Source organism: Pseudoalteromonas sp. CnMc7-15, assembly GCF_022347925.1.
Lineage (GTDB): Bacteria > Pseudomonadota > Gammaproteobacteria > Enterobacterales > Alteromonadaceae > Pseudoalteromonas > Pseudoalteromonas ruthenica.
In genome coordinates this window covers 261,361-281,825 of record NZ_JAKRFT010000001.1, presented here as the reverse complement: position 1 = coordinate 281,825, position 20,465 = coordinate 261,361, and the positions used below count along the sequence as shown (strand labels likewise).

The 20,465-nt window shown below is 45.7% G+C and carries 21 protein-coding genes; 3 read left to right on the top strand and 18 right to left on the bottom strand.

Annotated features, from left to right (window positions below; genetic code table 11):
• Positions 1-81 precede the first annotated feature (81 nt).
• The 7 genes from MHM95_RS01280 to MHM95_RS01250 all read right to left on the bottom strand — a co-directional run bounded on the left by MHM95_RS01280 (position 82) and on the right by MHM95_RS01250 (position 7,678).
• A complete protein-coding gene (locus tag MHM95_RS01280) occupies positions 82-1,164 on the bottom strand; it encodes a hypothetical protein (protein WP_239383985.1) in 1,083 nt (360 codons plus the stop codon).
• Between the two features lie 44 nt (positions 1,165-1,208).
• Positions 1,209-2,528, bottom strand: a complete 1,320-nt coding sequence (locus MHM95_RS01275; protein ID WP_239383984.1) for a Na+/H+ antiporter family protein — start codon at positions 2,526-2,528, stop codon at positions 1,209-1,211.
• Positions 2,529-2,531: 3 nt separating this feature from the next.
• Positions 2,532-4,469, bottom strand: a complete 1,938-nt coding sequence (locus MHM95_RS01270) for a DUF3488 and transglutaminase-like domain-containing protein (RefSeq protein WP_239383983.1) — start codon at positions 4,467-4,469, stop codon at positions 2,532-2,534.
• Complete coding sequence (locus MHM95_RS01265) at positions 4,469-5,446, bottom strand: DUF58 domain-containing protein (RefSeq protein WP_239383982.1); 978 nt, start codon at positions 5,444-5,446, stop codon at positions 4,469-4,471. The genes MHM95_RS01270 and MHM95_RS01265 overlap by 1 nt, the downstream gene beginning before the upstream one ends.
• 1 nt (position 5,447) lies before the next feature.
• Positions 5,448-6,356, bottom strand: coding sequence for a MoxR family ATPase (locus MHM95_RS01260; RefSeq protein ID WP_045978794.1), 909 nt, complete (start codon positions 6,354-6,356; stop codon positions 5,448-5,450).
• An 11-nt stretch (positions 6,357-6,367) separates the two neighbouring features.
• Positions 6,368-6,748: a response regulator gene (locus MHM95_RS01255; RefSeq protein WP_022944208.1), complete on the bottom strand. Its 381-nt coding sequence runs from the start codon at positions 6,746-6,748 to the stop codon at positions 6,368-6,370.
• 399 nt (positions 6,749-7,147) lie between these two features.
• Positions 7,148-7,678 (bottom strand): cold shock domain-containing protein, encoded by a 531-nt coding sequence (locus tag MHM95_RS01250; protein WP_239383981.1) that lies wholly within the window; start codon positions 7,676-7,678, stop codon positions 7,148-7,150.
• Positions 7,679-7,932: 254 nt separating this feature from the next.
• On the opposite strand from MHM95_RS01250, the gene MHM95_RS01245 reads away from it, so the two are divergent.
• Complete coding sequence (locus MHM95_RS01245) at positions 7,933-8,166, top strand: hypothetical protein (RefSeq protein WP_022944206.1); 234 nt, start codon at positions 7,933-7,935, stop codon at positions 8,164-8,166.
• 39 nt (positions 8,167-8,205) lie between these two features.
• Here the strand turns inward: MHM95_RS01245 and MHM95_RS01240 are convergent, their stop codons facing one another.
• From MHM95_RS01240 to MHM95_RS01215, 6 genes are all read right to left on the bottom strand, one after another.
• On the bottom strand, positions 8,206-8,598 hold the full coding sequence (locus MHM95_RS01240; protein WP_022944205.1) for an MAPEG family protein: 393 nt from the start codon (positions 8,596-8,598) through the stop codon (positions 8,206-8,208).
• Positions 8,599-8,749: 151 nt separating this feature from the next.
• Positions 8,750-9,463 carry an SIMPL domain-containing protein gene (locus MHM95_RS01235; protein ID WP_239383980.1) on the bottom strand — a complete coding sequence of 238 codons (714 nt, stop codon included), beginning with the start codon at positions 9,461-9,463 and terminating at the stop codon, positions 8,750-8,752.
• Positions 9,464-9,563: 100 nt separating this feature from the next.
• A complete protein-coding gene (locus MHM95_RS01230; protein ID WP_045978789.1) occupies positions 9,564-11,120 on the bottom strand; it encodes a SulP family inorganic anion transporter in 1,557 nt (518 codons plus the stop codon).
• Positions 11,121-11,230: 110 nt separating this feature from the next.
• Positions 11,231-11,689: an Lrp/AsnC family transcriptional regulator gene (locus MHM95_RS01225; RefSeq protein WP_022944202.1), complete on the bottom strand. Its 459-nt coding sequence runs from the start codon at positions 11,687-11,689 to the stop codon at positions 11,231-11,233.
• A 68-nt stretch (positions 11,690-11,757) separates the two neighbouring features.
• Positions 11,758-12,399 carry an MBL fold metallo-hydrolase gene (locus MHM95_RS01220; protein ID WP_235419031.1) on the bottom strand — a complete coding sequence of 214 codons (642 nt, stop codon included), beginning with the start codon at positions 12,397-12,399 and terminating at the stop codon, positions 11,758-11,760.
• Positions 12,400-12,403: 4 nt separating this feature from the next.
• Entirely contained in the window at positions 12,404-14,173 is a 1,770-nt protein-coding gene (locus tag MHM95_RS01215; RefSeq protein WP_239383979.1) for a M14 family metallopeptidase, read from the bottom strand.
• 119 nt (positions 14,174-14,292) lie between these two features.
• Between MHM95_RS01215 and MHM95_RS01210 the strand changes: the two genes are divergently transcribed.
• Complete coding sequence (locus MHM95_RS01210) at positions 14,293-15,120, top strand: SDR family oxidoreductase (protein ID WP_045978871.1); 828 nt, start codon at positions 14,293-14,295, stop codon at positions 15,118-15,120.
• A gap of 72 nt (positions 15,121-15,192) precedes the next feature.
• Here MHM95_RS01210 and rplT read toward each other — a convergent pair whose 3' ends face one another.
• The 4 genes from rplT to thrS form a co-directional block, all read right to left on the bottom strand.
• The gene (rplT, locus tag MHM95_RS01205) at positions 15,193-15,552 is read right to left on the bottom strand and encodes a 50S ribosomal protein L20 (protein ID WP_022944198.1); all 360 of its coding nucleotides are present in this window, start codon (positions 15,550-15,552) and stop codon (positions 15,193-15,195) included.
• Positions 15,553-15,567: 15 nt separating this feature from the next.
• Positions 15,568-15,768 (bottom strand): 50S ribosomal protein L35, encoded by a 201-nt coding sequence (gene rpmI / locus MHM95_RS01200; RefSeq protein WP_022944197.1) that lies wholly within the window; start codon positions 15,766-15,768, stop codon positions 15,568-15,570.
• 208 nt (positions 15,769-15,976) lie between these two features.
• Positions 15,977-16,537 carry a translation initiation factor IF-3 gene (infC, locus tag MHM95_RS01195; protein ID WP_022944196.1) on the bottom strand — a complete coding sequence of 187 codons (561 nt, stop codon included), beginning with the start codon at positions 16,535-16,537 and terminating at the stop codon, positions 15,977-15,979.
• Positions 16,538-16,597: 60 nt separating this feature from the next.
• Complete coding sequence (thrS, locus tag MHM95_RS01190) at positions 16,598-18,508, bottom strand: threonine--tRNA ligase (protein ID WP_022944195.1); 1,911 nt, start codon at positions 18,506-18,508, stop codon at positions 16,598-16,600.
• Positions 18,509-18,754: 246 nt separating this feature from the next.
• Between thrS and MHM95_RS01185 the strand changes: the two genes are divergently transcribed.
• Positions 18,755-19,195, top strand: coding sequence for a DUF3010 family protein (locus MHM95_RS01185; protein ID WP_022944194.1), 441 nt, complete (start codon positions 18,755-18,757; stop codon positions 19,193-19,195).
• A 41-nt stretch (positions 19,196-19,236) separates the two neighbouring features.
• Here the strand turns inward: MHM95_RS01185 and MHM95_RS01180 are convergent, their stop codons facing one another.
• The gene (locus MHM95_RS01180; protein WP_239383978.1) at positions 19,237-20,259 is read right to left on the bottom strand and encodes a DNA topoisomerase IB; all 1,023 of its coding nucleotides are present in this window, start codon (positions 20,257-20,259) and stop codon (positions 19,237-19,239) included.
• Between the last annotated feature and the right edge of the window lie 206 nt (positions 20,260-20,465).

The window sequence follows — 20,465 nt, the reverse complement described above, 5'->3', positions numbered from 1 at the left end:
TGTTAGGCCGCAGCACTGCGGCCTTTATTTCACCAATGAGTGAACACATCATACAATGTATGGTTTTTACATACCTCAGCGTCAGTGTATGGGGTAGTAATATTGGGCTTTCACAACGCCGCCCATGTCTAACCCCAATAGCAATGAAACGGACTGCTCATCGCTGCTCAGTAGCAATAGACTTAATACGCCGCCATGATAGTCAGCACTTTTATCATACTGAAAGCGCTGCCATTGCTCGCCACCATTATCACTTACGTCGACATAAAGGGGCTGGGGGGCACGTTTTTGACTCTTGTTCCATCCAGCACTGATTAGCGTGTGAGTATTTTCTGTATAGATAAAATCAAAATAGAAACGATAGGGTACTTGTTCGTCTCGATAGATTTGTGTCCACGTTTCGCCTTGGTCGGCACTTTTCATTAAGCCACCCTCACCACTGATAATAATCTCCCCCTGGGAAGTGGTCTTAATCGCTTTGATTGTGCTCGGGGCAGGAAACAAGTCGTGGTATTCCTGCTGTGCAAGGTTCTCTAAATCTACACGACGCAATATTGGGTTTTCGATTGCACCTTGGCCACCGTACCACAGCATATTGCCGCTTTTGTGCATAGAGGCTGTCATTCCGGTAGCCGCATACCCATATTCTCCTGCCAGCGCTTGCCAACTTACTCCATCATCATAGGAGGCCGAAAGAACCAAATTCCCGGTCCCGTATAAGGCTGATTCAGTGCAATAGAGTGCGTAGATGTGTTCACTTTCGCTTGGGGCAAAACGATGCTCAATATGACTTAGCTCTTCGTTCATCGACACTTTCGTCAGTGTCGAGCGTTGGGCTGGGCGGGTGGCATAGAAAAGCTCGGTGCTGTTTGCACACATGGCACTGATAGGGGCTGAGGTCGTGGCTACTTTCTGCCACTGAGTAAACGTGTCATTGCTGGATTTAAATAAGCCGGTATCAGTCCCGGCATAAATCGCATCGTTGAAATGAACCAGGTGATTAATACGCTCGCCCGACAGTCCCGCATCTGTAAAGGTAATACCTGAAGGTGTTGGCTCAGGTTCAGGGGTTGGCTCTATCGGTGTTGAAGTTGCGTTATCGCTGCCGCCGCAGCCAGTTAACGTGGCACAAATAACACTGAGTAATGTTAGTTGCTTGAACATCTCACCTCCTTGTGTGGGTACTAATTGGCTAAAATCTGTCCCCTTTATAGCACAAGGGCCGCTAGCCACCCAAACAAAACCAGTGGAATATTAAAATGTAAGAAGGTTGGTACCACGGTATCCCATATGTGGTCATGTTGGCCGTCGACATTCAATCCTGAAGTGGGCCCGAGTGTTGAATCTGACGCCGGTGAACCTGCATCACCCAGGGCGCCCGCCGTGCCTACTAATGCAGCCGTGGCCATTGGGGAGAACCCCAGTTGCAAACACAAAGGAACGAAAAGTGCTGCAATAATTGGAACTGTAGAAAATGAGCTGCCGATCCCCATGGTAATGAGTAGTCCTACTAGCAGAATAAGCGCCGCCGCTAATGGTTTGTTGCCCTGAATCATATCTGCGGCACTGGCAACGAGTGAATCAACATGACCGGTGGCTTTCATAACTTCAGCAAACCCTTGCGCTGAAATCATAATGAAGCCGATCATCGCCATCATCGCCACACCTTTGGAGAACACATCTTGATTTTCATGCCATTTAACAATGCCAAACACAGTAAACACAATCACCCCAACAAGGCCACCGAGAATCATCGATTGACTCAGAAATTGAGCTGCGAGTGACAGCACGATTGCCACAGTGCCTATGGCTAAGACCTTTGATGGGTGGGCTATTGCATTCTCAGTCTCTTCTGTGGCGAGCGATATATTGTTATAGCTACGGCTTTTGCGATAACTGATAAAAAGCGCAACACATAAGCCGAAAACCATGCCCAATGCCGGGATCACCATAGCTAGAGGAACGCTGGTTTTGTCGATTGATAAGCCATTCTCGACCAAATTTAAATGCAAAATGTTGTATAAATAAATGCCCCCAAAGCCATAAGGCAACACCATATAAGCCGTAGCTAAGCCGAAGGTGAGTGTGCAGGCGAGGGCGCGGCGGTCTAACTTTAAGCCATTCGTAATACCTAACAGCGGTGGAATGAGTATAGGAATAAAAGCGATATGAACAGGAATGAGATTTTGTGATGCCAAAGAGCAAAAGAGAATCACTGAAAGCACCGCAAAAGATAAAAACCGCGAAGAAATATGCTCTTGCCCCATCATTTTCAATAGTCGACGAGCGAGTAAAGTGGTGAGGCCAGATTTCGAGATAGCCACTGCAAAGGCGCCGAGCATAGCATAACTGAGAGCAATTTCAGCGCCGCCTGAGAGGCCATTATTGAACGCTTCCACCGTAGTTTTTAAAGGTAGTCCAGCGATTAATCCGCTGGTTACAGCTGCGACAGTCATCGCCACGATTACGTTCACTCGTAACAGGGTGAGTGCAAGCATCAAAATGACGCCAATTAATACCGAATTCATATTCTAGCCTATTATTTTTATTGCTTTTTTTACCTGTTTTACAAGGTCTTTTTTCTGTGCTTTGGTAAGCGGGCGTTGCTTATAAGCGGCCAATGTATAAAGCTGCTCTATACGCGCAAGTGGCGTTGCCGCGCCAGGGCAGTGTGTTGCTAATTGTGCCAGCTTTTGCTTGGGTGTGCTATTTTGCGTGCTAAGCAGTGCCTGTTTATCTGCATATAAAAACAGCCTATTCAGCCATTTAGCGCTGAAGCTCATTGACTGCTGTTGTTTGCGACTACCCAATAACAATAACCCAAGCAGAACAAGTGCAACCACGCAAAGGGCCAACACCATGCTGTACTGTGCTATTTGGTTACCGAGTAAATCTTTAAGCACGCTTTTTTGTTTTTGTTGATCAAAACCAAGCACCCACTTTGTCCAGCTGTAATCGAGCTCTTCCAATGTTAATCGTAACCAGTTCAATGCCTCTATATGGCTCAACTGCAATAAGCCGACATCAAGGTTATCCATAAACTCTTGTTGCAATTCTTGAACCTGAGAGAGCGAGCCATTTAATCGCTCTGGCGCGACCACACTGGTTGCATCAAAACGCTGCCATTGATTGCCATCATAATACTCAACCCAGGCGTGGGCATCATACTGATATACACGCAGGTAATTACCCTGTTCACTTTGCTCTCCGCCCAAATACCCTGATACCACACGTGCAGGGATCCCAGCAGCACGCATTATAAATGCACTTGTACTAGCATAATGGCCACAAAAGCCACGCTTAGTTTGGGTGAGAAATACGTCAAGGGAATTGTCATCGGTGATCGGCGTTGGAGTCAACGTATAGCTAAAGCCTTGTTGTTCATAAAAGCCCATCAGCCGGCTAGCAAACTGGTTTGCCGTGTTTGTACTTTGACTCAACTGCCGGGCTAAAGCTCTTGCCTGCGGATTCCCATCCGTTGGCAGTAGGCGGTTAAGACGTGATTGGTAATTAGTCAGGACACTTGCTTGCACCGGTCGGTAAAGCAATGGGTATTGAAAGCTCGATGCTGCTGACTCTTTGCGCTTAAGTAAACCGCCTCGTAAATTCTCTACTTTTTGACTCGGGCTAACACTGTCTTGCAATGCATATAGCCAGCGGTTTGCGGAGCTTTCTAAGTACAGAGTGGCCTGAGCGCTATAGCTCTGCCAGTCTATATCTGTACGAGGGCGAGGAGGGCGCTGCGCTTTTATCCATGCTTTGCCGTCGAATTCTTCATGATTAAGCGCTCGCCAATAATAGGGGGGCGCAGGAAGTTGCCCTGGAAACTCAGCACGAAACACCAAGTCATCGGACTTCGCCAGATTGGCAATATTGAACGGGTCTATACGCTCATTAAGGCCTGTTTTAGCACCGCCAGCGCCAGGAAGTTTCCAAAATGCAGGCACTTTGGGAATAAATAACAACAATAACGCAGCGATGGGGATTGCCATGGCGAACGAGCCAAGTGCTTGAAAGTAGGCTCGTTTGGGCGTGCGAGCACCATGTAAGGCGGCTAAAGATGCCAACAAACAAACGTAAAATATGGCCACTAATATTGAGCTATATAAAGACTGTTGATAAAGGAACACAGTCGATAATGAAAAGAAGGTAAGCACAATGACAGTCGATAGCTGCTTGGACGTTTTCGCTTGTAAGAGCTTTAATATTGCTGCCTGTAACAGCATTGACACGAACAGTAGGACACTTTCATCATAGCTGACCGACACAAACAGCACACCTAAACAAGCCGCTGCCAATAAGTTAGTAGCCAGTGCACCTGGGCGAGTCAATGACTTGTTTGCCAGTAACAAATTCCAAAGACACAGTAACAATAACAGGCTCAGCATTAAGGAGGGGAGTTCCGCGCCTATTAACGTGAAAATACCGATGTAGATGACACTGAGCACCGTGCTAACAAAAGACAGCATCACTTCTCTCCATTTTTAAATAAAGCCAGTGCACGAAATGCATTAGTATAATGGGAGGGGCTGTTATCAGCATCAAACTGAGTACTGCCAATACGCAGCGCAAGCTTTGTTTGGGTGCTTTTCGCCTGCTCAATGGAATAGGCCATCGCACTCAGGCGTTGCTCTACACTGCCTTGTAGTGATGCGTAGTCGAGCATATATTGCGCATCCTGATAAGATACAAACTCTTTCACTAACAACTGCTCACGCTTAGCAAAGTGTTTCCAAGAAATGCGGCGGTAGTCAGCACCTTGTTTATATTCATTCAAGGCATAAAACTCTTCATTTCCTGACTGTGGCTTAAGCGCGTTCACTTCACCTTGGTTTTCACTGGCCTCATAGGTCAGTGCAGTATTGTGCGCTTGTGCAGATGGATAAACAAAGTAATGGGCATGTGGCTCTAGATAGCTCCATACTTTAGCGAGGCCAAATGGGAACCCCGTTGAAATCTGGAGTCGTGTTGCTGGATACTTACCACGGGAACATTTACGGCCACTTACAAGCACGACCTGGGCATCTTGGCTAACGCGTTCCACTTCCTTACACTGACCTTGCCACGTTAGTTTAACGCCATAGCTGGTACGCAAGTTATTGCTTACAGTAATGTTCAATACAGGTGTTTGGTTCGCGAAAACATCACTAATATTATTAAATTTGACCTCGAGGCCCTTTAAGTTGGTATAGGCCTGAATTAACGACATCAATACCAACACCAACATCAAATAAGAGACAACTTGCACTAGGTTATTCTGATAATTGGCGGCCAAGATAAAGTTCAACACGGCAATAAGTAAAAAGCCCAAGCCCAGCTTAGATGGCAGCACATATAACGTACTGTGACCCAGTGTCAGGTGCTTTTTTTTGTGTTTATCACGCAGCAGTAGGGATTCTATTCGCGTTCGTATGGACGACCATCCCTGTTGCATTGTTGCGAGCATACTAAAGCGGAACCTTGACGCGAGCGAGAATATCACTGCATACAGAGCCTTGACTGTAAACGTCATGCGGATTAATACGATGCTCACAAATACTAGCGAACACAGCTTGCACATCTTCTGGCATAACAAAGTCACGGCCTTCCATAAATGCCCAAGCCCGTGCACCTTGGGCGAGCGCGATGCTGGCACGAGGAGATAAAGGATGACTAATATCTTTATCATGACGGGTGTGAGTCACGAGTGACAAGATATAATCAACCACGGTATTGGCTATAGTGACCTTATCAACATTGGCCTGCATGGCTTGTAACTGCTCGGCACTGATAATGGCATCAATCGCTTTATCACGCTGAGGAATATGGCCACGAATGAGTTGTTTTTCCGCATCGGCTGGGGGGAATCCTAAGCTTAAGCGCATAAAGAACCGGTCTAGCTGTGACTCTGGCAATGGAAAGGTGCCGGATTGATGCTGTGGGTTCTGCGTTGCAACCACAAAAAATGGAGTAGGGAGCGTATATCGTTCAGAGTCGATACTGACACAACCTTCTTCCATGGCCTCAAGCAACGCACTCTGTGTTTTAGGGCCCGCGCGGTTTATTTCGTCGGCGAGTACCACTTGGCTAAATACCGGACCTTTATGAAACGAAAAGCGCTGCTCTTGAGTGTTAAAAATGCTCGCACCCAGAATATCTGCTGGCAACAAGTCACTGGTAAATTGAATACGTTGATAACTCATCCCCAGGGCTTGTGCCAAACCATGCGACAGGGTTGTTTTACCCATACCTGGAAGATCTTCTAATAATAAATGGCCGCGCGCTAACATTGCACACAGAGCTAACTTTATTTGCTGTTCTTTGCCATAAATAACATCAGCTAGGCCTAAGGTCAGCTGTTTTAATTGTTCTTGCATAAGGGGGCTTATTAATTTAGTTCTAAACGCTTCATAACCATATCAACCTTATTCGCGTTGAATGGTTTGCTAATGTATTCTTGCGCACCGAATTCCCAGCTATGTTCTACGTTTTCCTGGGAGTTATGATCAGCGCAAAGGATAATTCGACTGTGGGGGTGTAAATCTTTTAGGTAACTGACGACGTCGCAACCATCAGTGTCTGGGAGCGCTATATCCACAAATATCACCTCTGGCTCCAGTTGAGATAACAGCGGTTTGGCCTCTGCGACATCTGTAGCAACCGCGACTTGGTCGTAACCCAGCTCGGTGAGGATGGTGGTCAAAGAACTTCGCATGGACTGATCATCATCAATGATCAGAATCGGCTCCAAAGGGCGAACAAACTCCATAATACGTCTTTTTATTCGTGGTTTGGTTACTAATACTATGCGATAAGCGCATATTGCTCAATACAACCATAGACTAAAGCGCAGTAACTAACTAGGAAATTGTATAAATTGGTAAATGAACAACACTTGTCACAACATACTAAAAGCCGTAATGACACTAAATGTCCGATACCGTCTAGTATTGGACTTTTAGTATCGGTTTCTATGATAGTTATCTGGTTATTATAGCAACCTCCTATAAATTAGATTATGTTAAATAGCATTTAAACCTATTTAACCAACATCAATGTATGACACAAACAAGCCTCTTCCGTTTTGAACCCATCAATCTCACTCTCGTACAGAGCAAAGCGTTCATTACGGTTCATCGTTAGAGGCTTATAGCTAGACATTTACCTTTTAAAACCTTGAGTCACTCTCACAAGGGTTGCCATCGTTATCACCGTCCATTTTTGTATTCGGACAATTTCGAATGAAAAATACAGCTTCTTCTCGTGATCTCATTTGGCTACAGTACTGGCGCCCATCACACTTAAATGTTTGTCGTGGCGTGGTGTCTATTGCGGTGTCTGGGATTTGTTGAATAGCCCTTGGACTGCCGACTTGTTCGGTAAAATCTAAATAGTTAAATAATAGAACCGACATAACCCCAACCACTAATACAGGCACTAGCTTATTCGCACCGGGCTTGTTGGTGCTTTTTGAGGTTTTGAATTTCTTCGCGGCAACTCCCTCTATACGAGCATTTGTCGCGCGCGTTTTCCCTTCATGCCTTTCAACTTCAAAGTGAATATAGTCACCTTGTTTTGGAGGTCGACTCATGTGCTTAAGCGTTGAAATGTGAATAAAGGTATTTGATGAAAGCTCTGCTGCGCTGATGAAACCGAACCCTTTATCGTCATTCCAATTGACTAGTTTACCGCGATACATGTGCTCGTCCTTGTTAGCAAATAAAGCTGCGATATTACAAATAATTACCAAGAAAATCTATAAATTACTCGTTGAATCAATCCGCTAACAATCATTACAGAAAAGGTTTGGCTACAGTTCCTCAGCCTTTGTCGGCGCTTGTTTTAAATAGTTACACTTTTTGCGTTGCAAACGAGCGCTTTGAATATAAAAATTACCTGAGTTACCGCACGTATACTCAAAATTTTAACAGTGTGGGCATTAAGGAGAAGTCAATGAAGTACGCAATCATCATCTTAACAGCAGCACTGGCAGGCTGCGCATCCCCTGAACAACAGCAATCATTTGAACAAGCTATGCTAGAGCAAGCAAACTGCTCTGGTGAGGTTGAGCAAAGTTATCGTATGACCTTTTATAGCTCAGACAAGCCAGAGAATGTGGGTAAAACCGAGCTGCAAAAAAAATGCAACCCGATCCCTACCCATGGTGATTTTGAGAAAAAGAAATAGCCATTTTCGTTAGGTTAAAATAACAAAATAATCAGGGCTTTATAAATAGAGCCCTAACGTCGCATCGAGCAGTAAGCTAATCGCCAATAAAACGATGACAGAGAATGTCAGCACCATGCTCACCACGCGAATCTTAAGCTGCTCATTGCTTTGGGCGATATTGCTTGCGTGCAGTAACCTCCCTAATACTAAGGCGGCACCAAATAGGTGGCAATAATGACTCGCTAAGCCTTGATACTCATTGAGAAAAAGTAGAATCAGTGCAAATGGCACATACTCAATGAAGTTTCCGTGTGCGCGAATAGCGCGTATTAAGCCTTCATCTTCGCCTGTACCTATGGATTTTTGAGCTTTGCGCCGTGCTTTAACAACATACATACTCAACTGCACGTAAACCAGCGCTAAAATTGCAGCGTAAATTGAAACTATCACCCTAACCCCTTAACAAATCATAATTTGAGTAAGAACTTACAGGGCTTGGAGTAAAAAGAAAAGTGCCGACGGTAAACAAAATGCGTTTAGCCGCCGGCAGTTGGAGAGGTCGTTTCGATATCATGACTACATCATGATAATTTCTATACCCTTAGTCCTCGAGCAAAAACACTGCGTTCACCTTCGCAGTGACTTTGATTTCACCGATGTTATAAGCATCTTCCACTTTCGCGCTACCGGCGCTATCAGCTCGTACCATCATGGCCTCGACCTGGAGCATTGGACGCGCGTAATCTTGTTGGGCACTGATACTATAGACCTTTTCAATGCGGGCGTTGAAACCTTCTGCGTAGGTACTAGCTTTGGCATTTGCATCTTTGAATGCTTTTTGCTGCGCTTGGCTAAAAAGCTCATCATGATTGGTTAAACCAAATTGCGACTGCCCTACTTGATTAGCCCCTTGCTGAATAAGGCCTTGCAGAGTTTGCGCATAGCTATCAATATTGCGCAAAATAATGCTGAGGTTACGACTGACTTCATAACCGTCAAATTCGTTGGTTTGAGTATCGCGGTTATAACGCGTTTTGCTGCGCACATTCAGTTGGCTAGCGTGAATATCTTTGCTGGCAACTCCCTGCTCTTTTAACGCCAGGATCATGGCCGCAAGTTTGTCATCGGCCGCTTTCTTTGCCGCAACAACATCCTTGCTGTGTTCATTGACACTGACATTCAACGTGACCTTGTCGGGAGTGGCCCACACTTCCCCTACACCAGTAACTTGAACGTGAGGTTCATCAGGGATACTGGCGGCATGAGCGCCGAATGCGATGCCTGATGTAAGTATTAGAGAAATAAGCTTTTTCATGTTTTTACCCATTAGCAAATAATGCTATCCAGTTTAGGGTGAAAACGTTAATTGTGCCTGAATAAAAAAGGCCAGCAAGACGCTGGCCTGTTATTAAATGTTATCCGAGTTTATCGGAAGCAACGCGGTATTTGGGGTCTTCGATAACATTGATCTCGACTAAATCGCGCGCTTTATGCAGTAGTTGCTTACAGTCAGGGCTAACATGACGTAGGTGTAAGGTTTTACCTTGCTTGGTGTATTTCTCAGCGAGGTTATCTATAGCTTCAATGGCACTGTGATCGGCAACTCGGCTATGCTTGAACTCTACAATGACATCTTTAGGGTCATTCTTAACATCAAATAACTCAATAAAGTTTTTCACTGAGCCAAAGAACAAAGGTCCATGTAACTCATATACTTTTGACCCTTCTTCATCAATGTAGCTTTCGGTGTAAATATGTTTGGCATGCTGCCAAGCAAACACTAGCGCAGAGACAATAATTCCCACGCAGACCGCAATGGCTAAGTCTGTGGCCACAGTTACGGCACTGACCAAAAAGATAACGAAGGCGTCAGATTTAGGTACTTTGCGCATAATGCGGAAACTTGACCATTCAAAAGTGCCTATAACCACCATAAACATAACGCCAACCAGTGCCGCCAGAGGCACCATCTCAATATAGCTTGCGGCAAACAAAATGAAGGCCAGAAGCATCAGAGCAGCTGTCACACCCGATAAACGACTGCGGCCACCTGAGTTGATATTAATCATTGATTGGCCAATCATGGCACAGCCACCCATCGCGCCAAAGAAACCACAAGTTAAGTTAGCTGCGCCCTGGCCCATGCATTCTTTATTACTTTGACCACGGGTGTCTGTGATTTCGTCAATTAGCGTAAGCGTCAGTAACGATTCGATTAGACCAATGGCGGCAAGAATCACGGCGTATGGCAGGATGATTTGGAATGTTTCCCAGTTGAGCGGCACTTGAGGAATATGGAATTCAGGCAAACCACCGGCGATTGTGGCGCTGGCATCACCGGTCATATCTTTAACAAAGTCGATAACCGTGCGGGCTTCTAAATCTAACCCTAAAACTAAACCCGTCACCACGACAATCGCTGCCAAACTTGAAGGAATAGCAGTGGTTAGTTTAGGTAAAAAGTGAATGATAGCCATGGTCAAAGCAACCAGGCCCAGCATGGTTGCCATCATTTCACCTTGCATCCACTGCATTTGGCCATCGTCGCCAAGTACTTTAAATTGGCCAAGTTGAGCGAGAAAGATAACAATGGCCAAGCCGTTTACAAACCCCAACATCACAGGGTGCGGCACCATACGAATGAACTTACCAAGTTTAAATACCCCAGCGAGAATTTGCAGTATGCCCATCAACACCACCGTGGCAAACAGGTACTCTACCCCATGGGTCACGACGAGGGAGGTCATGACAACAGCAAGGGCACCGGTGGCGCCAGATATCATGCCCGGGCGACCACCTAATAAAGAAGTTATTAGGCCAACAATAAAGGCAGCGTATAAACCAACCAGAGGGTCTACTTGGGCTACAAAAGCAAAGGCAACGGCTTCGGGGACCAGCGCTAGGGCCACCGTCAATCCAGACAATATATCGTTTTTAGCAGAGCTTGGGGCTTTGCTTAATAAGTTAAACATTCATTCCTCGTGTACGTTAGGCAGAGCTCTTCGAAAAGGCCGCAGAGTCTAGCAAAATACCGAGAAATTAACAATTGAGTAAAAAGCTGAAGGCAGGCTTACTGCCACTTTTACAGTGGCAGTGCGGTGGAGCGCTTAACACAGGTCATAGTCACATTCGAATGTACTTCTTGCACATAGGGAAGGCTTAATAAGTGGTCTCGAACGAACTGCTCATAGCCTTCAATACCCTTGGAGATAATACGCAACATAAAGTCCATGGTACCCGCCATAGTGTAGCATTCAGTGACTTCATCATAGCTCATTATCAGCTTTTCAAAATCTGCGAGCTGGTCTCGGCCGTGGTTAGACAAACGTACATGGGCGTATACAAGCATATCGAAGCCTAGCTGCTTCTCATCTAGCAAGGCCACTTTGCCTTTGATATAGCCCTCCTGCTCAAGACGTGCAATACGGCGCCAACATGGTGATTGGGAAAGGCCGACTTGATCGGCTATTTCGGCGGTCGATAAACTGGCATCCTGTTGCAGCAATGCCAAGATCTGACGGTCAACTTGGTTTAATGACATTGATTTTTCTTTTTTAATTGTGAATTAGGTAAAATTATACATAACGCAAGGGTTTTCGTCTGTACTTTTTAACCGAATTTTCCGCTAATAAACGGGTTTTTATGACGCTCTTGTCCTACCGAGGTCTCTTCACCATGACCGCTAAGCAATCGATAGTCATCATCTAGGCTAAGCACCTCTCGTTTGATAGAAGCGATTAATGTTGGGCCATCGCCTTTAGGAAAGTCCGTCCGCCCTATTGAACCTTTAAAAATCACATCGCCAACTATGGCAAGTTTATGACTATGACAAACAAAAATCACGTGCCCTGGCGTATGTCCTGGGCAATGGCGTACTTCAAATTGCTGCTCACCTAAACTTATGGTTTGCCCATGCTCGAGCCAGGTGTCGGGCAAAAAAGGCACTTGCGGCGCAAAGCCAAACATCTGAGCCTGCTGCGCCAAGGCATCAAACCAAAATTGCTCATCTCGTTGCGGGCCAACAATGTCGATTTGGTAATGTTTGCGCAATGTATCCGCTGCACCAACATGATCTAAATGGCCATGAGTTAGCCAAACTACACTGGGCTCAATGCCGCGCTGTGTTAACGCACGGATGATTTTATCACTATCGCCACCGGGGTCGATAATAGCGGCCTGACCACTTTGTGCGCATTGCAATATGCGGCAATTTTGCATAAAGGGAGTAACAGGAATGGTGGTAATTTTCATAAGTTTAAAACTGCATTAATATTGGGTAGTGCAAATAATGCTGATCATAATACGGTGTTTGCGCATAAAGCCAAGTTCTGCGAGCATCACTGTCGTTTGCAAAGTCTTCATCTTCAAGCTTGGCGTGGTAACGCTCGGCGATATCCGGGTTTGATTCAAGCATTTGCTGGGCATATGGAGCAAGTGCATAGTTCTCAACATACTCAGTGCGCTGAAAAATACTGTGGAAGAAGCCCCACTGGAACAATGAGTCTGGCGCCTCTGGGTGCAGCATATGTGTAGCCAAAAGCCCTAAGGGTTGTTTCGTGCTTACCTTCAGCCACTGTTGATTTACTGGCGTTTTCGCCGTGCTGTAATCAAACTCTGCACTAACGCGAAAGCGTCCCTCAAATGGTGCTTGAGCAAATTGATGATTAACAATACGTGCTTGTGCCAATGGCAACTCGGTGTCTGCTGTAACAGCCTCTATTTCAACCCCCTGCATTTTTAAGGTCGCGATCACATCAGTATACTGGCGTGGAATATAGAAAGCCTTGGGCACATCAACCTCGGTTTTTACCTCCTTTTGCCAGAATATGGGTAACGCATCATAATGCTTAGGTTTGCCTAAATAACGTACTTCTTTAGCACCCGTTGCTGTGCTTTCATAGTAATCATAGGCAATCCCCTTAAAGGCAATGGTATCAGGCTCTTTGGCATAGCTGCGTTCAACAACGAGGCGTTCTTGCTGCTGCGCTTTAGACTGTGCCACGGCGGCGCTGATATCATCGCCATGGCGGGTCAAGGCCGTGATAGCGCCGTCAATGAGCACATAAGTACCCAATACCCGTTGTTTATAAGGCTTAAGCGAATGGTTTTCTACCAAAATGGTGGGTAAATGGCGTAACTCGCCCCAACCATTTGAATAGCGAGGTCCAGCGACCCACCCAGCGAGACCTTTCGCAAAATCCATTTTATCCATGACGAACACTAAAGGCCCTGGAATATGCCCCATTTCTTCAAGTTTCTGGTCAATGACAGGCGCTATCCATTGATCCATCGCAGCTGTCACTTTTGGTGTGGCGCTGGCGAACGTTGGCGCATAACCATAGGTAATATCGTATTGGTAATCTGCGCCATCGGTAACATGAATATCGAGGTACAAACTGGGTTGATACTGATTAACAACCTTAGCTAATGCGCGCACACCAGGGGTATCAAGCTTAGTGAAGTCACGGTTTAAATTGAGGTTTTGACCATTGGTTCGAAAACCCATAACAGCAGGACCGCGCTGGTTGATGCGATTATAGGCACTGGCACGCTCGTGACCGTCGACGTTTAAAATCGGTATAAACAGTAGGTTAACGCTTTTCAAGATATCCAATCGTTTACCGGTGGCAATGTCTCGCAACAACATAAAGCCTGCGTCTTTACCGTCAATTTCACCACTGTGAATACCCGCTTGAATCAATAACGTGGGTTTGTCGCTATTAGCAATGTGCGCCGCGCTATTCTTTCCTTGCTCGCTGGCAACCAGCATATTGATATCACGGCCAGCATCACTTTGCCCTATTTTAACTAGGCTGAACTGCGTCGGGTTAGCCTGTTGTAAACGCTTTAAATAGGCCATCGTCGCTTGATAGTCGGGAGAGATCATTCCCCCAGAGTGTTCAAACGCCGTGGTTAACACGCCTTGTTGCTGCATCAACGCTTCGCTTTGGCCTTGCCAAGGGATCAGTTTGGGCAAGTGGGCATCAGCGGCTAGGGCCGTGGCTAATAACAAGCTGGTAAACATAATACGCTCTTTTTGTTGTTGTTTTGCTGTATTTGAGTATAACAAGGGGGCTTTAAAGGTGGCCAGGATTGCGACGAAATGATAGTTTTTCGCTATGACGTTGGCACTGAGTGCAAATTATGAAAACCATTCTTATCACCGGCTGCTCTAGCGGCATAGGCTATTACTGCGCTAAACAATTGCAAAAGCGCGGTTACCAAGTGATCGCTAGTTGTCGCAATGTAGACGACGTACGCGCTCTCAACGAGCAAGGCATCACCTGTGTGCAGCTTGATTACACCGATACTGACTCTATTGAACAAGGGCTAGCCGATGCCCTGGCTTTTAGCGGCGGTAAACTAGATGCCTTGTTCAATAATGGCGCTTATGGCCAACCTGGCGCTGTGGAAGATTTACCCGTGGCAGCGCTGCGCCGGCAATTTGAAACCAATGTTTTCGGCTGGCATCACCTTACCCAATTAGTATGTAAAAAGATGCGCCAACAAGGTCATGGCCGTATCATTCAAAATTCATCGGTGTTGGGATTAGTCACCTTGCCCTATCGCGGCGCTTATAATGCCAGTAAATTTGCATTGGAGGGATTAACAGATACCCTGCGCTTAGAGCTACAAGGCTCCGGTGTATATATTTCTTTGATTGAGCCTGGGCCGATCAGTTCGCGTTTTCGTGATAATGCACTGCACGCATTTTTAACCTCAGGCATTGATATCGAAAAAAGTGCGCACCGAGATAATTATTTAGCGCAGCAGCGGCGGTTGGAATCCACCAGTGGCCCTCAGCCTTTTACCCTTGGACCTGAAGCGGTTTATAAACGCTTGGTGCATGCGTTAGAATCGCAGCGCCCGCAGGCTCGTTACTATGTTACCACGCCCACCTATCTATTCGGTTTCCTTAAACGTATTTTACCAAGCAGCTGGCTTGACTGGGTGCTTACCAAGTCGCGCTAACGGCTATAGACGTGATTTTCAGGCATTAAAAAAGGAGCCAAAAGGCTCCTTTCTTCTGCTAACACAGGTAGATTAAGCTGAAAGACCTTCTTTCGCTTTAGCTACTAATGCTGCGAATGCAGTTTGGTCATAAACAGCGATATCTGCAAGGATCTTACGATCGATTTCTACAGAAGTCTTCTTAAGACCGTTGATGAAACGGCTGTAAGACAAACCATTTTGACGAGCTGCTGCGTTGATACGTGCAATCCATAGTTGACGGAAAGTACGTTTCTTCGCACGACGGTCACGGTAAGCGTATTGACCCGCTTTAGTAACCGCTTGGAAAGCTACGCGGTAAACACGTGAACGTGCACCGTAGTAACCTTTAGCTTGCTTTAAAACTTTCTTGTGACGTGCGCGCGCGATAGTACCGCGTTTTACTCTTGCCATTATTCTATACCCCTATTAAGCGAATGGTAACATACGAGAAACTAAGCCGTGATCGTTCTTGTGAACCATTAGCTTAGGACGTAGGTGAAGCTTACGCTTAGAGGTTTTCTTGGTCAGAATGTGACGAAGGTGCGCTTGTTTACGCTTGAAACCACCAGAAGCAGTTTTCTTGAAGCGCTTAGCGGCGCCACGGTGTGTTTTTAGCTTATAAGCCATTGCAATAACTCCAATTGATATTGCTTAAATTTAGCAAGCAGGCGGTTTGAGTTCACAAACACTTTTTTGGCCCAACTTACTCCCAAAACCGGTGAGAGCGCTTAAAAAAGCGCCCTACTTCAACCGGATAGATACAGGTGCCACTGCCTTAGAAAGTAAGTCATGTGGCTTGTAAACCTGCACTAATTCGTTAAACGCGCGGAGTATACTATTTTTTAGCCACCGGCGCTAGCATCATGATCATTTGGCGGCCTTCCACTTTTTTCGGGAATGACTCGACCTGTGCCAACTCTTGCAGATCATCTTTAATGCGATTCAAAAGCTCGATACCAATTTCTTGGTGGGCCATTTCACGACCACGGAAACGGATCGTTACTTTTGCCTTATCGCCAGCTTCTAAGAACTTGGTTAGATTGCGAAGCTTAACTTGGTAGTCACCAATGTCTGTGCCAGGGCGGAACTTAACTTCCTTAACCTGAATTTGCTTTTGCTTCTTCTTCTGTTCTTTTTGCGCTTTGCTTTTTTCAAAAAGGAACTTACCGTAGTCCATTACCTTACAAACGGGGGGTTCAGCATTTGGGCTGATCTCTACTAGATCGACACCCGCCTCATCCGCCATTGACTGAGCTTCACTCAGGGACACGATGCCTGCTTGTTCACCTTCAAAGTCAATTAGTCGAACTTCTTTTGCCGTAATATCTTCGTTAATACGATTTTTTTGGACCTGTTGTTGGCCCTTTTTTCCGCCTCTAATGGTACGTTCCTCCAAGAATATTAAAAACTAAAAGGGTGTATTCGATACTGTTTGATACACCCTTTCGATCACAAATTACTGTCTTGTTTTAATTTCATTTGTGATTTTAGTGATAAAGTCATCGACTTTAAATTTACCTAGGTCTTCACCTGTACGTGTTCTTACTGCCACTTCTTGCTGCTCTACTTCTTTGTCACCAACAACTAGCAAGTAAGGAATACGTTTTAAAGTATGTTCGCGAATTTTAAAGCCAATTTTCTCATTTCTCAAGTCGGCTGCGGCGCGAATACCCAGTTTATTCAATTTTTGTACAACTTCGTGCACATAATCAGACTGTTTGTCAGTGATATTCATAATCACCACCTGCTTAGGAGCAAGCCAGGTTGGGAACAGCCCTGCGTATTCTTCGGTCAAAATACCGATAAAGCGTTCGATTGAACCCAGAATAGCACGGTGAATCATCACCGGAGTGCGACGCTCGTTGTTCTCAGCCACATAAGTTGCGCCAAGACGTCCTGGTAACATAAAGTCTAGCTGTACTGTACCACACTGCCACGCTCGCTCTAAGCAATCATACAAAGTAAATTCAATTTTCGGACCATAGAAGGCACCTTCACCTGGTAGGTATTCGAATTCAATGTCTTTATCGCTCAATGCTTGCGCCAAGGCTTTCTCGGCTTTATCCCACAGTTCATCTTCACCGATGCGCTTTTCTGGGCGTGTAGAAAGCTTTACAACAATCTTTTCAAAACCAAAGGTCGAATAAGTGTCGTAAACCATATCGATACACGCCGTCACCTCTTGCAAGATTTGCTCTTCTGTACAGAAAACATGAGCATCATCTTGAGTAAAGCCACGTACGCGCATCAAGCCGTGCAACGCACCCGATGGCTCGTTACGGTGACAACAACCAAATTCGGCCATACGCAAAGGTAAATCACGGTAAGATTTCAAACCTTGGTTGAAAATCTGCACGTGACCAGGACAGTTCATTGGTTTAATAGCATACTCACGTTTCTCTGACTCCGTGGTGAACATGGCATCGCCGTATTTGTCCCAGTGGCCTGATTTTTCCCACAGTCCACGGTCCATCATTAGCGGCCCTTTGACCTCTTCATAGTCATATTCGCGCAGTTTTTCGCGAACAAACTCTTCGAGCTCGCGGTAAATGCTCCAACCATCATTGTGCCAAAACACCATACCTGGCGCTTCTTCTTGCCAGTGCCATAAATCTAGGGCCTTACCAATTTTACGGTGATCGCGCTTTTCCGCTTCTTCTAAGCGCTGCAAGTAGCCTTTAAGTTGCTTTTTATCACCCCATGCGGTGCCATAAATACGCTGCAACATTTTATTGTCAGAGTCGCCACGCCAGTATGCACCTGCTACTTTCATCAATTTAAAGTGCTGACAAAAGCTCATATTCGGTACGTGTGGGCCACGACACATATCCACGTACTCTTCGTGGTGGTACAAACCAGGACGGTCATCTTTAGCGATATTCTCGTCCAAGATTTCAACTTTATAAGGTTCGCCACGTTGTTCAAACGTGTCGCGTGCCTGTTGCCAGCTCACGGTCTTCTTAACCACGTCATATTTGGTTTTCGCAAGTTCTTTCATACGCTTTTCAAGCGCTTCTAAATCTTCTTGCGTCAGCGAATGCTCCATATCAACATCATAATAAAAGCCGTTGTCGATAGTTGGACCAATGGCCATTTTTGCATCAGGATACAATTGCTTAATGGCGTGGCCGATAAGGTGCGCACAGGAGTGACGGATAATTTCTAAACCGTCTTCATCTTTTGCGGTGATGATCTCTAACCGTGCGTCTTCGCTGATTAAATCACAGGCGTCAACACGCTCACCGTTAACACGCCCAGCGATGGTCGCTTTGGCAAGGCCTGGGCCGATGTCTTGTGCTACGTCTAACGTGGATACAGGGTTTTCAAATGAACGCTGACTGCCGTCAGGAAGAGTAATTACTGGCATGTTTAATCCTTGTACAGTGGTGACACCTACGCCGCGCCACGTGTATTTATTTGTCTATTTAATAAGTCTAATCAACGCTTATACCAACAAGCATTGCGATGATACTGCCGCCCACACAGCGTGAGCAAGGCGCTATTTTGGCGCGCTATAGAGGTAAATACAAGGCTCGTCTGCTAATTTTCTTAACAAATTTTGTATGCGCTTCTGATATACTAATGCCATTGATAAAAAAGGTGATATTTGACTATGCATACTTGCGGCGTAGAAATAAAAGGCAGTGAAGTTTTACTATGCCTTCTAAGTAAAGAAAACGATGTGTTTGACATCCGTGATGTGCGCCAAACACGTTTTGTTTTAAGCGATGCCAACGATACTGAAGAAATCCAAAAGTTTCATCGTGACTTTAAAAAGCTGATGGAAGATTACCAAGTGGATGCTATCGCCATAAAAGCGCGACCTCATAAAGGTAAGTTCGCTGGCGGCGCGGTTGGCTTTAAAATGGAAGCGGCACTGCAGCTGATAACTAACTTAGATGTGCACATTATTAGTGCCACAGAGATGAAAGAACAGCTTAAGCGCAACCCATTACCTATTGAGTTTGCTGATACGGGGCTGAAGAAGTTTCAAGAGCAAGCCTTTATGACGGCGTATGTCGATATTATGCTGCGCACTTACGCTAAGCAGTAATCTCCCCCGACAGTAGCAGGCCGCAAAAATGGCCTGTTACGTCATCGCCCGGTAATAATCGCTAACGCATGCCTCTCATCCATGTCCAACTCCTCGGCTAAAGAGCGCGGTGTCGCGTCAAAATGCGCAAACGGGTGTTCATTTTCATAGTGTTCGCTGAGGTGTTCTAACACCTTCGGGTGAATATAATACTGTTCGCAAATGTTCGCGGTATTGCCTAACTGCTTGGCAACGAGTTTAACCAGTTGAGACTTAAATTTGCGCCTTGGGTGCGCCTGTACCTGCTCCGCGGCTACGTGGGCAAAGCGGACCGCCATTCGCGTCCCCGCCCAGGTGCGATAATCTTTGGCACTAAAGTGGCCGCCAAAAACACGGTGGATAAATTCGTTAATATCATCACTTTGTAGGTCATGCCATTGGCCTTGTTGATAATAACGTAGCAAGCTATACCCTTGTTGCTCTGCACTTGAAGCCACTAATTCAGCAAGCTCAGTATCGTCAATGCGCACCTCTCGGTGTTTTGCGTGTTTACCTTTAAAGCTAAATTGTACATGGTCGTTTTTAATATCCACATGCTTGCGTCGAAGCGTGGTTAACCCACAAGTTTCATTGGCTTTGTAATAATTATTACTGCCTACACGAATCGCGGTAAGGTCTAAGATTGCGCACCCAAGCGCGCACACTTTGTCTTTCGTCCAATCAGGTTCTGCCAATAAGGATAAACAGTGCCCTCGCGCATCTGGAAGCTGAGCAGCGAATTCACCTAACTTGGCAAATTTTTTTTGCTGTTGCGCCAATTGCCAATGGGCGTGGTAAATGTATTGTCGCTTTCCTTTGCCATCAACGCCAACGGCCTGCACCTTATTGTACTGGCAAGCGCTAATACGTACATCACGCCACATAGGAGGCACAGCCAACTCTCGCATTCGTTTTAAGTAAGCACGACTGGTTATCTTTTCCTTATCAAGATGGAAGTATTCAAATCCTTTTCCCCGTTTACGACGCGTTGTCGTAAGGGTATTACACTCGTGGTAGGTTGTGCTTGGGGCAACGTTACAATCCATTCTTCTTCCTTCTTTTTCCGATAATAGCTACTACGCAGCACATCTTCACCTGGAGCACTGTGAAAGGTAAAAAATAATACGTTTTGTTGGTTGTACGACTATGACGTTTTTACCGCCTGCGATTGAAAAGCTTTCATAGTTGCCCATGAAAAAGGCGTTGGCTTACACATTCAAGCGTTCGAAGATAAAGATAAAACACTGTTTAA

What these genes read in the sequence shown, in the direction of transcription:
- MHM95_RS01235 (WP_239383980.1), bottom strand. Translation starts at nt 9,463, where the DNA reads ATGAAAAAGCTTATTTCTCTAATACTTACATCAGGCATCGCATTCGGC.
- rplT (WP_022944198.1), bottom strand. Translation starts at nt 15,552, where the DNA reads ATGGCAAGAGTAAAACGCGGTACTATCGCGCGCGCACGTCACAAGAAA.
- MHM95_RS01220 (WP_235419031.1), bottom strand. Translation starts at nt 12,399, where the DNA reads ATGAAAATTACCACCATTCCTGTTACTCCCTTTATGCAAAATTGCCGC.
- MHM95_RS01245 (WP_022944206.1), top strand. Translation starts at nt 7,933, where the DNA reads ATGAAGTACGCAATCATCATCTTAACAGCAGCACTGGCAGGCTGCGCA.
- MHM95_RS01260 (WP_045978794.1), bottom strand. Translation starts at nt 6,356, where the DNA reads ATGCAAGAACAATTAAAACAGCTGACCTTAGGCCTAGCTGATGTTATT.
- thrS (WP_022944195.1), bottom strand. Translation starts at nt 18,508, where the DNA reads ATGCCAGTAATTACTCTTCCTGACGGCAGTCAGCGTTCATTTGAAAAC.
- MHM95_RS01265 (WP_239383982.1), bottom strand. Translation starts at nt 5,446, where the DNA reads ATGCTCGCAACAATGCAACAGGGATGGTCGTCCATACGAACGCGAATA.
- MHM95_RS01230 (WP_045978789.1), bottom strand. Translation starts at nt 11,120, where the DNA reads ATGTTTAACTTATTAAGCAAAGCCCCAAGCTCTGCTAAAAACGATATA.
- MHM95_RS01215 (WP_239383979.1), bottom strand. Translation starts at nt 14,173, where the DNA reads ATGTTTACCAGCTTGTTATTAGCCACGGCCCTAGCCGCTGATGCCCAC.
- MHM95_RS01180 (WP_239383978.1), bottom strand. Translation starts at nt 20,259, where the DNA reads ATGGATTGTAACGTTGCCCCAAGCACAACCTACCACGAGTGTAATACC.
- MHM95_RS01255 (WP_022944208.1), bottom strand. Translation starts at nt 6,748, where the DNA reads ATGGAGTTTGTTCGCCCTTTGGAGCCGATTCTGATCATTGATGATGAT.
- MHM95_RS01185 (WP_022944194.1), top strand. Translation starts at nt 18,755, where the DNA reads ATGCATACTTGCGGCGTAGAAATAAAAGGCAGTGAAGTTTTACTATGC.
- rpmI (WP_022944197.1), bottom strand. Translation starts at nt 15,768, where the DNA reads ATGGCTTATAAGCTAAAAACACACCGTGGCGCCGCTAAGCGCTTCAAG.
- MHM95_RS01210 (WP_045978871.1), top strand. Translation starts at nt 14,293, where the DNA reads ATGAAAACCATTCTTATCACCGGCTGCTCTAGCGGCATAGGCTATTAC.
- MHM95_RS01270 (WP_239383983.1), bottom strand. Translation starts at nt 4,469, where the DNA reads ATGCTGTCTTTTGTTAGCACGGTGCTCAGTGTCATCTACATCGGTATT.
- MHM95_RS01275 (WP_239383984.1), bottom strand. Translation starts at nt 2,528, where the DNA reads ATGAATTCGGTATTAATTGGCGTCATTTTGATGCTTGCACTCACCCTG.
- MHM95_RS01225 (WP_022944202.1), bottom strand. Translation starts at nt 11,689, where the DNA reads ATGTCATTAAACCAAGTTGACCGTCAGATCTTGGCATTGCTGCAACAG.
- MHM95_RS01250 (WP_239383981.1), bottom strand. Translation starts at nt 7,678, where the DNA reads ATGTATCGCGGTAAACTAGTCAATTGGAATGACGATAAAGGGTTCGGT.
- MHM95_RS01280 (WP_239383985.1), bottom strand. Translation starts at nt 1,164, where the DNA reads ATGTTCAAGCAACTAACATTACTCAGTGTTATTTGTGCCACGTTAACT.